The sequence below is a fragment of the Sphingobacterium paramultivorum genome (assembly GCF_014109745.1).
GTDB lineage: Bacteria > Bacteroidota > Bacteroidia > Sphingobacteriales > Sphingobacteriaceae > Sphingobacterium > Sphingobacterium paramultivorum.
The window spans coordinates 3,259,374-3,273,826 of sequence record NZ_CP058555.1; the positions used below are offsets into that span (position 1 = coordinate 3,259,374).

A 14,453-nucleotide genomic window follows, 5' to 3' on the forward strand; every position below is an offset into this window, starting at 1 on the left:
CCCTATATTCAAATTGCTTTTTTTAAATAAAAAATAAAAAGATAAAGCCAACCTTGCGCAATTGCATACGGAGCACTTTCAGGGCACGCGTAATATTTGCTTCCACAGCCTTCTCAGAAATTTGGAGTTCCGCGGCTATTTCACGGTTGGAAAAATGTTCTTCGCGACTCAGCTGAAAGACCAGCTTACAACGATCAGGTAGTGTTTCAACAACTTCATGAAGATATTCTTGTAAAAAACGGGCATCGATTGTATTCTGATCCTGCTGGAACATAGGTTGAACGACAACAGTGTTCAGGATTTGCTCATGGCGCTTGGCACGTTGCAATGCTTTAAAAGAAGCAAATTTTACTGCTGTCGCTAAATATTGGGACAGCAAGTTTATTTGCACATCCTCACGTCTATTCCATAGTGAAACAAATACCTCTTGTACAATTTCCTCAGCTGTCTGTTTGTCTTTCGTTAGGTTAAAGGCAATGCCTAATAATCTTTTCCAGTAAAAATCATAAATATCCGCAAAAACATGTCTATCACCTTGTTGCAAAGAGACTAGCCAATGCTTTTCTAAATCTGCTACCTCCATATCCGCAGTATTTTTAAAGTTAGGTCATTGTGAAACTGGTCAAATATACAAATTGCCCTACTATAATCTACTAAATTAATAGATTTTATTTTCAGCGATTTGTATCTCTTCGTCTATTCTTACCTAAACATACGACAACTTTCAAGAAAAAAGAATTGGGCACTAAATTTCAAGAAATATTTCAGATAAAACAGTATTTTACCATAAAAATTACAATTAAAAACACAAATTAATATAATTATCATCCACTACAGGTTTTTCATAAAGCCTCTTCCGCCCCTATTAAATACCATTGAATGAGCCATACAGCACATAAATTTGAGCTATCAGCAAAAATAGATCTGTCTCAGCAGTCTTATCTTTGTTGTTATACAATATGCAGATGGCAACAAGAAACAACAGCAATAAGTGGCTTCGGTTTTTGAAAAGAACAATCTTAGGACTGGCAGTTCTCATCGCTCTTATCGGACTATATATGATGCATCCACAATTCGGCAAAAGACCCTCGGGTGAAAGACTTCAACGCATACAGCTATCGAAACAGTTTAAAGGCGGAAAATTCCAGAATAGCAGCCCTACACCACAGCTCACACAGCCCTGGACCGTAGCCCTATACGATTATTTTTTTAAGCGCTCCAACGAAACAAGTCCCAAACATACTATACCAACAGTGGATATCGACTGGGAAAAGTTATTAAGTCAGCCTCATGGGCTTGTTTGGTTTGGTCACTCCTCTTATTTCCTTCGTCTCGATGGTAAGAACATACTCGTCGATCCTGTCCTTAGTGGCAGTGCTTCCCCTATTCCAGGAAGTGTAAAAGCGTTTAAAGGAGCCGATGTCTCTACCGTATCTGCTCTACCGCCGATTGACTATCTATTTATATCACATGATCATTATGATCACATGGATTACAAGACGTTAAAGGCACTACAACCCCGGGTTGGAAAAGTCATTGTTGGTCTTGGTGTCGGCTCTCATCTTGAATATTGGGGATATCGTCCTGAACAGATCATCGAAAAAGATTGGTGGGACGAAATCAACTTGGGTGATGGTTTCAGTGTAACAGTTGCGCCCGCCAGACATTTTTCAGGCCGCAGTATATTTACTGCCAATACTTTATGGGCATCCTATGCGCTCCAGACACCTTCCATGCGGCTCTATTTAGGCGGGGACAGCGGCTACGATAACCACTTCAAAGAGATAGGTAATCAATTGGGTCCTTTTGATCTGGCTATATTGGAAAATGGTCAATACGACCTCAGCTGGAAACATATACACATGATGCCAGAGGAGGTTGTCCAAGCGGCACATGATCTCAAAGCTTCCTTACTGTTTCCAGTTCATTCGTCCAAGTTTGTATTGGCCAATCATGCCTGGAATGAACCTCTAGAACGTATTTCCAATGAAGCAATACGACAACAACAGCCCTTGCTTACCCCAATGATCGGCCAGGTCATCGACCTCGATCAGCCCCCTTTAACACCTAGTTATTGGTGGCGGAAATAGTCTTAAGCAACGGAATTGATGGTCGCTGGTGTTATGCCAAACTTCTCCTTGAAAGAAGCATAAAAATGAGAAAGGTTTTCAAAACCCAGATCAAGATAAAAATCAGCAGGTTTTTGCCGCTTATTTTCAATTAGATAATAAGCCTCAGAAAGACGTCTTTCTTGCAGCCATTTTCGGGGAGACGTCTGAAATATTTTCTCAAAATCACGTTTAAAGCTTGCTAAACTCCGCCCTGTTAGTTTCGCAAAGTTTTCTAAAGGTACATTGTACCGATAGTTTTTAACCATAAACTGCTCGAGATCAATTTTATGCGGCTCCGAAAAGTCAAAAAGCAGGTCTTTTAACTGTGGATAGCTTTCCAACAACAAAGTGATCAACTCGTAGATCTTGATATTTTCCATCTGCGGGCTCACTCGGTCGATGGCTTCCGCATAGGGCGTCAATGACTCAAAATAACTTTTTATAAACAGGTTACTTTCCAGTACAACATTGGACTCACCCTGATACTTTTTGTCCGAACTGAGGTGATGGTCCATCGCGTATTGCTTCAGCCGATCAGCCCCCAGCAATACTGAAACAGATTTATAAACATTATTTTTCGCGGGATATTTAAAAGCTTTGGCCAGTTGGTTTCTACGGGCAACTACAATCTGCCCTTCTGTCGCCACCAATTTTCCTTTCTGATGGTCCAGATGTGTTTCACCAGATAGCTGAAAAAAAACAACATGTTCGGGAATGAACTGTTCGTGCCCAAATGCTTTCTCGACATAACAGGAATACAAAAAGGCATTCCCAAAATCTTTCTCTTCCATGCTCAATACGATTTATTTTAAACGGCTCTGCGATTATGGGTACCGATAGCTAAAATCAGTCCCAGCCTAAAGGTAGCAAATATCTCATACCTTTTGCAAAGTCTAGTTGTCCGAAAGCTCAAAATACATTTGGTACACAGCTCAAATCAAATCGCAAAAAAAACTCAACGCATAAATACATTCACTTTTTGGAAAGCCTTCTTCTTTTTTCTAAATCGAATGGCCCATGTCATCACCTACGTGTTTCAACATGGAGCCATTCGAACTGCTTGTTATTTCTTTGCAGCAAGCCTCTTACGTATAATACTGACAAATTCGGGTGAAACCCCCAGGTAGGATGCAATATAGTATTGCGGTACCCTTTGGGAAATAGTCGGGTATAGTTCAATAAATTCGAGATAGCGATCGGCGGCTGGTTTGGCCATTGTATGGATCAGCCTATTTTGCAGAACAGCGAGCCGGCGTTGCACCAACATACGAAAGACCCGCTCAAACTTTGGAACAGTCTCTAATAATCTCTCCTTGGTCTCTGGTGTTAACATCAAAAACTCACTGTCTTCTAATGTTTCCATGTATAAACTAGATGGTGTATGATAATGAAATGAAGCAATATCACTAATCCACCAATCTTCGACAGCAAAAGCCAGCGTTACTTCAAAACCATTTTCATCCAGATAATAAATCCGGACACAACCTTTTTGAAGATATCCTTCAAACTGACATACCTCCCCTTCCTCCAATAGCATCGTTTTCTTGGGAACCTTCTTTGCTGTCAATAAACCAGTAAACTGTTCGGTTTCTTCCGCTGTCAAAGTAATGCACTTGGACACATTTTTAAGAATATTTTCGTATAACATAGTATTTCTTTAAATAGATCCGGTCGTTAAACACCTTCATTTTCGTGTAAAATATAACCCGCTCCATAGATACTTTCGATATGAAGTTTGCGATCCATCTGCAGCAATTTACGAAGTCGGGAGATAAAAACCTCTAGGCTTTTACCGTTAAAAAAATCCGTATTACCCCAAAACTGCAGCAGGAGATCTTTTTTATTGACCAATAGATTTTTATGAAGGACCAGATGTCGCAGCAATTCAGCTTCACGGACTGTGAGCTTTTGTATGCTTCCCATCCCATCACGCAGACTATAACGTTCCATGTTGAGCAACAGACAACCGATAGCGAGTTCGATTTCCGAATTCGTCGGCATTTCGGGCGCATTTGCCACGGTCAATAAATTGCGGATCTTGAGCAATATTTCGTCCATGTCAAAAGGTTTCGCAATGTAATCAACAGCACCCAAACTAAGTCCTCTGAGTCGCGATGTGCGTTCATGAAGTGCTGTCAAAAAGAAAATAGGTTGCCCAGGATTCAATTGTATCATTTGTTGTGCCAGGTCAAAACCATTGCCATCGGGCAACTGCACATCAATAATTAGTAATTTGACGGCACAGGACTGAAAAGCCGCCCAGCCTCCTTGCGCCGTGCTTTCCCAGCGTACCCTAAAGCCTTTGTATCGCAAATAACGTGAGAAAACTTCGCCCAAATCAGGTTCATCTTCAATCAAAAGGATGTCAATCTTATCTTTTGCCATTGAATGCCACATTACTCATGTAAATATAAAAAATTGTACCGGAACCAGACTTACCGCCTGTTACATGGATCGTCCAACCCAGCCTGTCCAAATAAGATTTGACATAGTAAAGCCCCAGTCCTAGTCCAGGTTTATTACCGGATAATTTCCCTCTATAAAATGCTGTAAATATCGCTTCCTGATCTGCAGCGGCGATCCCAACCCCATTATCCACTATTTTGAGGTTATAATGATGACCTTGCTGCTCCCAGCTAAACTGAATCGTCTTCTTACTATTATCGTTAAATTTTATCGCATTGGATACCAGGTTATCTAAGATTGAAAAATAATAATCTTCATCAAGACTCATCTCCACATCGGCAGCTAAAGGTTCATATTGAATTTCAATTTCACCTCGGTAGCGCAAATGAAGTTCTTTCAGTATTTGCTGTGTCAGCCGATCAATAGAAACGGATACAATTGTAGCCTCTTGTTCCTGTAATGCCACAGATCCCATGACCTGTTCAAAATAAGCTTTGAGTCGTTTGGCTTGCCTTTCCACGATGCGCCCAAGTTGTGCCACCTCCTTATCGTCTTTTCCTGTTTCACGATCGATCAAACTATGTGCACTGATCAAAATTGTCGTCAGCGGTGTATTAAATTCATGGCGCATATGATTTAGAAAACTCGTTTTCAGGTCTGACAATTTACGTTGGTTGATCCAATTACGATAGGTTCGATAACTCAATAATACGATCACAACAATACAAGCTAAGGAGAGTAAAAACACGGGCATCATCCGTTGGACAAGACGCCAGTCCCTATTTTCATAATCAACATACAGGCTATAAGTAAAACGATAAGGAATAGGATTCTTGTCACTAACAGACAGTTGGAATACCCTATTATTATTTGTTCCGCGCTTGAGTTTGCCACTAATTAGACCTGCACGATCATCGGCTGCTAACGCATAGAAAGTCGTCCAGGCACGGTCTCTTGCATTATATATTTCCAATTTATCAAAATGGAATAGGTAAACAAGTGTCGTATCGAGCCCTTGCTGATGTACGATCCGACGAAAAATGCTGTCTAACGACTGCTGCCTCCGCATCTGATCGAGAAAGCCATTCATACAATGGTTACCGTACTGGTCTGCGTCTGCGGACTTATTTATTTTTTTTTCATACCATTTCGGCAAACAGGGTACCAATGTTGTCTGGAATATGGCATCTCCCCCAGGGAATATCTTATCATCCATAATAACAGCTCCATAAGCATTCTGGATCCGGTTGAGCTGTCCAATCTGATAATTCTTGTCCTCAAGCTTATACGTATTGAAGATCAGAAAACCGATCAACCCCGTCAAGATCAAGAAGCTTGTTCCAAATGCCCAAGGATATATATTTTTGCCGGTACTCTTCATGGTTTAAAAATAACATCAATTTGTCGAATCAAGATATCTATTAGGCTTTTATTAGGCTTTCGTTAGGTTTCCATTAGGCTTAAATAACACAACCTTGACCTATCTTTACAACATAACAACTTAGCAAATTATGTCCAAAATTTCACAGCAACTACTTTACTGCCTATCTTTTCTTTTACTGGGCAACACGCTATTGGCACAATCCGGTTTTTCAAAGAAGATCCTCGAACAGAGCCAGCTCGACTTTGTTAATCTTGGATTCGGTATGTTCATCCATTATGGCATGCCAACTTTTATGGAACAAGACTGGTCAGATCCCAATGCCGCACTTGAACTGTTCAAATCTCCGAAGCTCAACGCAGATCAATGGGCTAAAGCTGCCAAATCGGCCAATATGAGCTATGGTTGCCTAACCACCAAGCACCATAGTGGCTTCCCGATCTGGAATACCAAAACAACAGATTATAACGTAATGAAGACGCCTTTACATCGTGATGTTGTTAAAGAATTTACAGATGCTTTCCGCAAAAATGGTTTGCGTGTTATGCTTTATTATTCCATTTTGGATATGCATCAGGGCATACGTCCACATACCATTACCAAAGCGCATATCCAATTGATCAAAGATCAGCTGACGGAATTGTTGACCCAATACGGAGAAATCGACGCCTTGGTCATTGATGGATGGGACGCCCCTTGGTCGCGTATTTCGTACGATGATGTTCCTTTCGATGACATCTATTATCTTGTCAAATCACTCCAACCGAAATGTTTATTGATGGACCTCAATTCGGCAAAATACCCAGGTGATGCGTTGTTTTACACCGATATCAAATCGTACGAACAAGGCGCGGGTCAATTTATCTCCAAGGAGCATAACAAATTGCCGGCAATGGCCTGTCTTCCCTTACAGCAAAATTGGTTTTGGAAAACATCGTTTCCGAACACCCCAGTTAAAAACGTCAATGAATTGGTCGAGAAATTTGTAATTCCGTACAACAACGCGTATTGCAACTTTATGCTCAATGTAGCACCAAATAGTGATGGTCTGATGGATCAAAATGCGCTTGATGCACTGAAGATAATCGGTACATTATACAAAAATAAACCCAGCTACAGTTCATTACCAAGTTACCAAGCACCAATAGTCGACCACAATATAGCCAAACAAGTACCTTCATACAGTAGCTGGAGCGAAGATATGAACATTATGGATTTTGCCAACGACGATAACTTTGGTAGTGCCTGGGTCTCCAATCCGACAGTCAAAGGTGAAGTATGGTATGAATTGGATTTTGAACGTAGTAAAGCTTTCAATAGTGTTGTTATTACCGAAGGAAAAGACAATCCTTCACAGTATAACTTATCCTATCTGAAAGATGGAAAATGGCATCCTATCGCGGTTACAGCGGTACAACAGGGCCGCATCAAGATCTTCCGCTTTGATGAAGTACTGGGACAAAAATTACGCTTCAGCATCAAACCTGAAAAAGGCCATGCGGTCGTAAACGAAATCGGCGTTTACCAAGAAAGACGCTAACACAAAACAAAGAATCAAAAACGTCTTTGCTATTCTTCTCCTATAAAAGTCTATATCCACCGACTTTTATAGGGGGAGATTTGTACCCATGGTCTGTTATCCTATTCTTTCAAAATCGCTCCATTTTTAGTGAATTTCACGCTAAAGCCATGCATCAGAACCCGCAAACGTTTGACCTTTCCTTCTCGTTTTCCAAAAGTTCCCAAAGCCGTCTCTTCCGGTGCGCCAAAATCAAAATCCACATCAATCAACAGGGGATATTTCTTTGTATTAACTAAACCCAAGCGATTGCTCGCTTTAATCCAACGGGTCACATCATCATCCCGGTCAACAAAATAGGTTCCGATTGTTAACCGATAAAATTCATCGTTTCTAGCCAAGTCCAAATAAACCCTTTCTTTATCATTATTTAGGCTGTACTTACTTAAATGTTGTTCCAGTATTCTCTCTACGGAATCTGGAAATACATACAAAATTTCCTGCCCAACAGCCATCAGCGTCATACAGTTTAAAAATAAAAAAAGTAGGCTGCTTCTTATGAGGTGATGTATTTTCATGATCTTTATCGTTTTTCTAAAATCATCGGAACAGCGTTCATTTCAAGGGAATTCGTTTCATCCAAATGGAAATGGGCACCTTTTGGCACTTCATCCTGCGCAAGTATCAAAAGTTGCTTGGCCAATGAGATAAGCCCCTGTTTGTTGGCTCGAATTACAATTTCGTTGGCAACAACTTGAACTGCAATTTCGAATCCAGGTTCCCATGACGCCTGTAGCCCCAACTCCTCGGTATAGGTGGGTAAATTAATTTCTAAGTTCATATATACTGGTTTTGCTCCACCTAAACTTAATTAAAATTACCTAGATCTAGCGTCCATATAATCTAAAGTCCCCATAAAAGAGGCTCCTCGCAATGCAAGGAGCCTCTTTTATGGGGACTAATAAGTTAAATTCCTATTTACTCCAACCTGGGTTTTGTGTCAGATTTCCGTTCAGCACAATCGCTGCAGACGGAATTGGGTAAAGGTATTGCTTGTTGTTGTCATCCCAAGTACGCTTCACAGCTTTAAACCATTCCAGGTGATTGTCCGAAGTCATTGTCTGGAAATTGGTACTTTTACCCCCTATAGCCACCTTGGCTACTCCTGCAGGAACAGTTATTGAAGGAGCTGATTTACTTCCATCATAGAACACGACATCTGGAGTTCCATTGTGGTCGATATCAATCAACTTATCTAAAGCAGGGATATAAATTCCCGTCCAAGGCAAATTTGCCATAAGCGGTCCAAGTTTCCATCGCTTCAAATCATTGAAACGGAAACCCTCCAGAGCTAATTCCACCTGTCTTTCACGACGTATTTCTAAAAGTGCAGGGCTGTTGACTTCGGGGAAGAATGTATTTTTCAAGTAGGTATCCACTTTGGTCGGCAGTGTATTCGTTCCACTTGTTATTCCTGCCCTTGAACGTAATGCTCCAATAGTTTTCGACCAATCCGCATCATTGAACGTACCTAGTTCCTGTTTCGCTTCAGCATAGTTTAATAATATTTCCGCATAACGCATTAAAGGAACTGCATTGGTATTGTAACCACCATTGTCATAATAGGAATCGTCTAAAGTATACTTGATTGGTTGATATCCCGTATAGGTAAAACTTGCAAAATTTGGGGGAGCAGGCTGTCCATTACGGGAATATCCTGGCGTCCGGATCAACTGCGCCAAGCGCAAGTCGCGATTTTGACATTCCTCATAGAATTCCTCAGTCTGAAAGTTCGGTCTATCCGTATAAGGAGTACCGTCAACATTCAAAAAACTATTGATAAAAGGCCTTACCAAACTTAAACGTGGACCGTAGGTCGCTGATGTCCACCACCAGTTGGCGTCGTTCAAAAGCGCAAGATCTTTACTGAAAGTTACGGCTAACATGACCTCTTTTGTCACTGGCATATTACTGGTAAACAACTGTCGCTGTGATGTTTTAGGATCTGCGGAGATATTAAGCCCATAAGGACCATTTTCCATTAAAATCTTGCCAGCGTCTACCGCCATCTGGAAGAATACTTCCGGCTGTGTAGCCAAATTGAGCTTTTGGTATTTACGAAATGTTCCTTCGAACAGCGCGATTCGGGTCTTCAAACCAAGTGCTGTCCATTTATTAATCGTACTACCGTCGCCCGCCGTATTTGTGATATTGGCGTAGGCAAAGTCCAGATCTTCCATGATGTGCTTCATGACCACTTCGCGCGAATCCCGTGGTGCTTTAAGGATATCCGTCTCATCAACAGCCAAAGGGTGATCTACCCAAGGCACATCGCCAAAACGAACTACTTTCTCATAATAGAACCAAGCTCTGAAAAAGCGGGCTAAGCCGATATAATTATTTTTGATGGCATCGCTCAATTTGGGACTATTACATTTAGCTATCAATTGGTTGATATTACGCAGGGTAGTCCAGGACCACCCCGAACTGATCTCAGCACTGTAAGCGCCGCCGACCATAAAATCATTGAGGCTATTTACGGCCGAATAGTCAGCCATAGCGTCACCTTTATAAGCGTCACTACCAGAAGTGATATTCCGATAGAATGAGTTGCTGTAATTTTTTAATCCACTTTCGCTCCCGAAGATATCCTCCTCGGTGGCACCTGCCTTCGGCAGCTCGTTTAGTTCACAGGAGGAGAACAAAAGCGCAACAATAGGTATATAAAATAATTTTTTCATGATAATAAAAAACTATAAGCCAATAGATAAATTAAAACTAACACTCTTCATGATCGGATAGTTAAATCCGTCGCCAGAACCCGTTCCGATCTCCGGATCAGATTTGCCCAGATTACCGACATCGAGATCCTTCGTTTTTTTGTAAAGAGGCGACCAGGTCCATAAGTTTTCGCCCGAAAGTCCAGCCCGAAGACTACTGATTTTTAACCTGTTGGTTACAGATTTAGGAAAACTGTATCCGATCTGTATATTTTTCATCCGTATATAGGCCACGTTCTGCAGATATCTTGTCTGTGGCGTTGTTTTGATAGATTCATTGTACCCAGCATAGCGAGGAAAATAACCGTTTGGATTGTCTTCAGTCCAATAATTGTTGAGGTGCCATTCCGGCAAGTTGTTGTAAGGTCGATTGTATTGTCCCCAAAAAATAGATTCATTGCTCGGGTACCAATTCTGCTTACCCACACCCTGGAAGAAAGACGATAAATAAATACCTTGCCAATCAAGATTAAGGTTAAAACTATAGATATATCGTGGATCGGCATTACCGATTACAGTTCTGTCACCATGGCTATAAATCGTATTATTTCCATAATCGATTACACCATCACCATTTAGATCCGCAAAACGCACGTCACCTGGATATATTGTACCATTGTTTGACGATTTGATCAATTTTTGTTTTGCAGCACCATCAATTTCCGCCTGATTCTGAAATAAACCCTGCGTTACATAGCCCCATATTTCACCGATTCGCTGACCTTCATAATACGATCCATCTTTGATTAAACCCTCTTTATTTTCGTAACGGTCTATATTGGATCTATAATCAGCCAAAGTACCTCTTACGGACCAATTGAAAGGACTACCGTTCAGATCGAATCTATCCTTATAAGTCAGGCTCACTTCAAAACCTTTTGTGGTCATGTCAGCATAGTTTCCTTTCGGCGACTCCGCACCAAAGATATCAGGCAAAGCTACACCTAAAGTATACATATTTAAGGTCTTGCGTTGATAGATATCGCCCGTAAAAGTCAGTTTTCCATTTAAAGACGATAGATCAAGACCTAAGTTTGCCGTGCGCGCTGTTTCCCACGTTAAGTTATCGGGGATCACCTTAGGCACCGAGGTATACGCCGGCTTCTGTCCGTTCAATACCCGATCCATAATCTTGATCTCGTAAATATCCAAATAGGAATATGGATCGACATTACCATTACCCAATGAGCCATACGACGCTCTTAGCTTCAGATCAGAAAGTGCTCTTTTGTCCACCTGGAAGAATGGCTCTTCAGAAATACGCCAGCCCAGGGATGCGGAAGGGAACAGTCCCCATCGTTGGTTTGTCGGAAATTTGGACGAACCATCGTAGCGGCCATTGAATTCAAAAAGGTAACGGTCCTTGAAAATATAATTGGCACGCATAAATACCCCGACATTACGGTACTTGTTATATCCCGCTGTCGCTGTGGTATTCTGCCCTACTGCAAGGTTGATATTTTCAACGTCATCATTGAGTAAACCTGTTTTGGTAATATAGGTTGAATTATACGTACGCTGTTCATAATTGTATCCGAGCAAACCTTTAAAATAATGATCGCCTATTGTGCGTTCATATTCACTGTATAGATTTCCAAACAAGTAACGGTAGCGTTGGTCTACTTGATAAATATTGTCGTTCATACTTGTTTCCAACCGCAACATTTTTCCCTCCTGTGTGCTATACGGAACAGGCACACGGACTCTTACCGAATTAAAATCGCGATTTCTAAAAGTCAGATCCCCTTTAATGCGGAACGTATTGTTGAAAAACTTAGTCTCGAAAGAAGTTGTGTTGCGGAGATCCTGATTTGCCGTATTCGTACCATTCTTACCATAGATAAAATCCCCTACTGTATAGGCTGCAGAGAAGCTCATTGATCCATCGGGGTTAAAGATCGGCGAAGAAGGGTGCCCCTCATCGGCAATATTGCGCCAGATATTTCCACCTTCACCAGCAGTCGATGGGTCTCTATATTTGGCATAATTAAAATCGATATTATTGCTTATCCGTAACCAGTCAGTGACCTGAAGTCCCGCTTTTGCACGTGTATTATAGGTCTTATATTTATCACTGTTGTAGCGGTACAGGCCATTGTAGTCGTAAGCACGTCCTGAAATATAGTAATCCATTTTTTCCGAATTACCACTGATAGAAAGGTTGTGATCCTGGACAAACGTATTATCCTTTATCAACGTACCGTAATAATCTTCATTACCGTAGTATACATAATTACCCTGATCGTCTACTGTGACCTGTTCGGTAATGCCCTGTTCTTTTCTTCTCTTAAATTCTTCCAGCCAATCTGTTGTAAAGATCTGTGTCTTGTTGAGCTTGCTCGGAATCGAAGAATAATTATTCCAGGCATTATAAGCTGTAAAGAAATGCGAAGCATATTCATAACCATCTGTCACGAATTTGGGCAACGTTACAGGTTTTTGAAAAGAGCCACTTCCTGAATAGTTGATCGAAGTTTTTCCGGACTTGGCACGTTTCGTAGTGACCAAAACTACCCCGAAGGTACCGCGGGAGCCGTAAATCGCAGATGAAGCAGCATCTTTGAGTGTAGTTACACTTTCTATATCATTGGGATTGATCGCCGAAAGATCACCCTCGACACCATCGATAAGCACAAGTGCACTTCCACCCTGACCAATGGAAGTTGTCCCACGGATATTGAAACTTGGTGCACGATTGGGCTTACCATCTGCTGGGGTTACATTCAAGTTGGGAATTACACCTTGGAGCATCTGGCTTGCATTACCCAGTACGCGTCCCTCAAAAGCTTCTGATCCCACTTGGTCTACTGCACCGGTAAAATTCACTTTTTTCTGCGTACCATAACCGACCACCACAACTTCCTCCAGTTCGGTATCTTTGGATTCCATGATGATATCGATCTGCCCTCCCGTCACGCTGACGATCTTTTCACTGTAACCTATCCCTGTCAATTTGAGTCTTTGCCCCATAGTGGCTTCGATCGTGAACTGACCCGCTACATTCGTTGAGGTTGTTTTTTGGCTGGTTAAATTGGTAATGGTAATTCCGGACAAGGTTGTTCCGTTTTTGTCTTTTACCACCCCTTTCACGGTAGATTGAACTGCAATACTGTGCACCTCTTGATTCAATTTGACATAATCACGCTCTACATTAGCCCAAGTGGGGTATGAGAGACCCAATGCCATACTGATTAGTAATGTTTTTTGCATTTTTAGTCTGGTTTAGAATTTTGCATCAAAGTTGATGCTTTGACTTGGTTTATAATTTACCGTAATGTTAACAAATATTTAATTAATATCAACAACATTACTACCTAAACAGGTTTAGCACACCATTAAATAATCAAAATTTATCTTTTAGATAACATAAATCATAAAAACAAGTCTTGATACGCCTAAAAGTTAATCTATTCAATTCAAAAACCTAAAGTCCCATTTTCAGAATCCAGAAATACGTTAATTGACCGCGAAGGGATTACGCAATAGCCATTGTTTAGTACATTTTTTCTTTCCCTGTTTTTCTTGAACTAGTTCAATGAACAGCAAAATTAACTCGCCTAAATTTGGATATACAAATATCAAACAACAAAAAATACATATTTATGAAACCATCACTAGAACTATTGTCACCAAGCAACCATGCATTGGTATTGATCGACTTCGAAGGCCAAATGGCATTTGCCACAAAAAGCATTACCATGGAAGAACTCCGCAATAATGTCGCCGTAATCTGCGGTGCTTCCAAGATTTTCAATGTGCCGACCATCGTAACCACAGTCGCGGAAGAAAGCTTTTCAGGTCCTGTTTTTCCGGAAATTGAGACATATTATCCACAAGCAAGTACAGATTATATCGACAGAACCAGTATGAATACCTGGGAAGATGAGGCCGCTTACCGAGCCATAACAGGCACAGGTAAGAAAAAACTGGTACTGGCAGGCCTATGGACAGGTGTATGTATCGTTGGACCAGCCTTATCTGCACTAGCGGAAGGATACGAAGTTTATGTCATTGCCGATGCCTGTGGTGATGTAAGTCAAGAGGCACATGAGCGTGCGATGCAACGCATGATTCATATGGGTGTAAAACCGATCACTGCGGTACAATACCTTCTGGAATTACAACGCGACTGGGCCCGTCAGGAAACCTATGTGGCTGTAACAGACCTCATGAAAAAGCATGGTGGCAGCTATGGCTTAGGGATTCATTACGCCCACAATATGCTAAAACACGGTTAATTCAATTGTAAAAAAATA

At 41.2% G+C, this 14,453-nt stretch carries 12 protein-coding genes; 3 read left to right on the plus strand and 9 right to left on the minus strand.

Annotation, left to right across the window (positions count from 1 at the left end; genetic code table 11):
- Window positions 1-22 precede the first annotated feature (22 nt).
- The gene (locus tag HS960_RS13810; protein ID WP_182329563.1) at window positions 23-583 is read right to left on the minus strand and encodes an RNA polymerase sigma-70 factor; all 561 of its coding nucleotides are present in this window, start codon (window positions 581-583) and stop codon (window positions 23-25) included.
- A gap of 382 nt (window positions 584-965) precedes the next feature.
- Between HS960_RS13810 and HS960_RS13815 the strand changes: the two genes are divergently transcribed.
- Window positions 966-2,090 (plus strand): MBL fold metallo-hydrolase, encoded by a 1,125-nt coding sequence (locus HS960_RS13815; protein WP_182329565.1) that lies wholly within the window; start codon window positions 966-968, stop codon window positions 2,088-2,090.
- A 2-nt stretch (window positions 2,091-2,092) separates the two neighbouring features.
- Here the strand turns inward: HS960_RS13815 and HS960_RS13820 are convergent, their stop codons facing one another.
- The 4 genes from HS960_RS13820 to HS960_RS13835 form a co-directional block, all read right to left on the minus strand.
- The gene (locus HS960_RS13820) at window positions 2,093-2,902 is read right to left on the minus strand and encodes a helix-turn-helix domain-containing protein (protein WP_120336625.1); all 810 of its coding nucleotides are present in this window, start codon (window positions 2,900-2,902) and stop codon (window positions 2,093-2,095) included.
- A gap of 272 nt (window positions 2,903-3,174) precedes the next feature.
- Complete coding sequence (locus HS960_RS13825; protein ID WP_182329567.1) at window positions 3,175-3,759, minus strand: Crp/Fnr family transcriptional regulator; 585 nt, start codon at window positions 3,757-3,759, stop codon at window positions 3,175-3,177.
- 26 nt (window positions 3,760-3,785) lie between these two features.
- Window positions 3,786-4,496 carry a response regulator transcription factor gene (locus tag HS960_RS13830; protein ID WP_182329569.1) on the minus strand — a complete coding sequence of 237 codons (711 nt, stop codon included), beginning with the start codon at window positions 4,494-4,496 and terminating at the stop codon, window positions 3,786-3,788.
- Complete coding sequence (locus HS960_RS13835) at window positions 4,483-5,898, minus strand: sensor histidine kinase (RefSeq protein WP_182329571.1); 1,416 nt, start codon at window positions 5,896-5,898, stop codon at window positions 4,483-4,485. Before HS960_RS13835 ends, HS960_RS13830 begins: the two co-directional genes overlap by 14 nt.
- Window positions 5,899-6,028: 130 nt before the next feature.
- Here HS960_RS13835 and HS960_RS13840 point away from each other — a divergent pair, with 130 nt between their 5' ends.
- Window positions 6,029-7,438 carry an alpha-L-fucosidase gene (locus HS960_RS13840; RefSeq protein WP_182329573.1) on the plus strand — a complete coding sequence of 470 codons (1,410 nt, stop codon included), beginning with the start codon at window positions 6,029-6,031 and terminating at the stop codon, window positions 7,436-7,438.
- A gap of 101 nt (window positions 7,439-7,539) precedes the next feature.
- Here the strand turns inward: HS960_RS13840 and HS960_RS13845 are convergent, their stop codons facing one another.
- From HS960_RS13845 to HS960_RS13860, 4 genes are all read right to left on the minus strand, one after another.
- Window positions 7,540-7,995, minus strand: a complete 456-nt coding sequence (locus tag HS960_RS13845; protein ID WP_182329575.1) for a hypothetical protein — start codon at window positions 7,993-7,995, stop codon at window positions 7,540-7,542.
- A 5-nt stretch (window positions 7,996-8,000) separates the two neighbouring features.
- Complete coding sequence (locus HS960_RS13850; protein WP_182329577.1) at window positions 8,001-8,258, minus strand: Imm32 family immunity protein; 258 nt, start codon at window positions 8,256-8,258, stop codon at window positions 8,001-8,003.
- Window positions 8,259-8,391: 133 nt separating this feature from the next.
- Window positions 8,392-10,158: a RagB/SusD family nutrient uptake outer membrane protein gene (locus HS960_RS13855; RefSeq protein ID WP_182329579.1), complete on the minus strand. Its 1,767-nt coding sequence runs from the start codon at window positions 10,156-10,158 to the stop codon at window positions 8,392-8,394.
- Between the two features lie 12 nt (window positions 10,159-10,170).
- Entirely contained in the window at window positions 10,171-13,407 is a 3,237-nt protein-coding gene (locus HS960_RS13860) for a SusC/RagA family TonB-linked outer membrane protein (RefSeq protein WP_182329581.1), read from the minus strand.
- Between the two features lie 392 nt (window positions 13,408-13,799).
- On the opposite strand from HS960_RS13860, the gene HS960_RS13865 reads away from it, so the two are divergent.
- The gene (locus tag HS960_RS13865) at window positions 13,800-14,435 is read left to right on the plus strand and encodes a hydrolase (RefSeq protein WP_153845091.1); all 636 of its coding nucleotides are present in this window, start codon (window positions 13,800-13,802) and stop codon (window positions 14,433-14,435) included.
- Window positions 14,436-14,453: the final 18 nt, after the last annotated feature.

Coding starts and splice junctions, on each gene's coding strand:
- HS960_RS13810 (WP_182329563.1), bottom strand. CDS start 583: ATGGAGGTAGCAGATTTAGAAAAGCATTGGCTAGTCTCTTTGCAACAA.
- HS960_RS13815 (WP_182329565.1), top strand. CDS start 966: ATGGCAACAAGAAACAACAGCAATAAGTGGCTTCGGTTTTTGAAAAGA.
- HS960_RS13820 (WP_120336625.1), bottom strand. CDS start 2,902: ATGGAAGAGAAAGATTTTGGGAATGCCTTTTTGTATTCCTGTTATGTC.
- HS960_RS13825 (WP_182329567.1), bottom strand. CDS start 3,759: ATGTTATACGAAAATATTCTTAAAAATGTGTCCAAGTGCATTACTTTG.
- HS960_RS13830 (WP_182329569.1), bottom strand. CDS start 4,496: ATGGCAAAAGATAAGATTGACATCCTTTTGATTGAAGATGAACCTGAT.
- HS960_RS13835 (WP_182329571.1), bottom strand. CDS start 5,898: ATGAAGAGTACCGGCAAAAATATATATCCTTGGGCATTTGGAACAAGC.
- HS960_RS13840 (WP_182329573.1), top strand. CDS start 6,029: ATGTCCAAAATTTCACAGCAACTACTTTACTGCCTATCTTTTCTTTTA.
- HS960_RS13845 (WP_182329575.1), bottom strand. CDS start 7,995: ATGAAAATACATCACCTCATAAGAAGCAGCCTACTTTTTTTATTTTTA.
- HS960_RS13850 (WP_182329577.1), bottom strand. CDS start 8,258: ATGAACTTAGAAATTAATTTACCCACCTATACCGAGGAGTTGGGGCTA.
- HS960_RS13855 (WP_182329579.1), bottom strand. CDS start 10,158: ATGAAAAAATTATTTTATATACCTATTGTTGCGCTTTTGTTCTCCTCC.
- HS960_RS13860 (WP_182329581.1), bottom strand. CDS start 13,407: ATGCAAAAAACATTACTAATCAGTATGGCATTGGGTCTCTCATACCCC.
- HS960_RS13865 (WP_153845091.1), top strand. CDS start 13,800: ATGAAACCATCACTAGAACTATTGTCACCAAGCAACCATGCATTGGTA.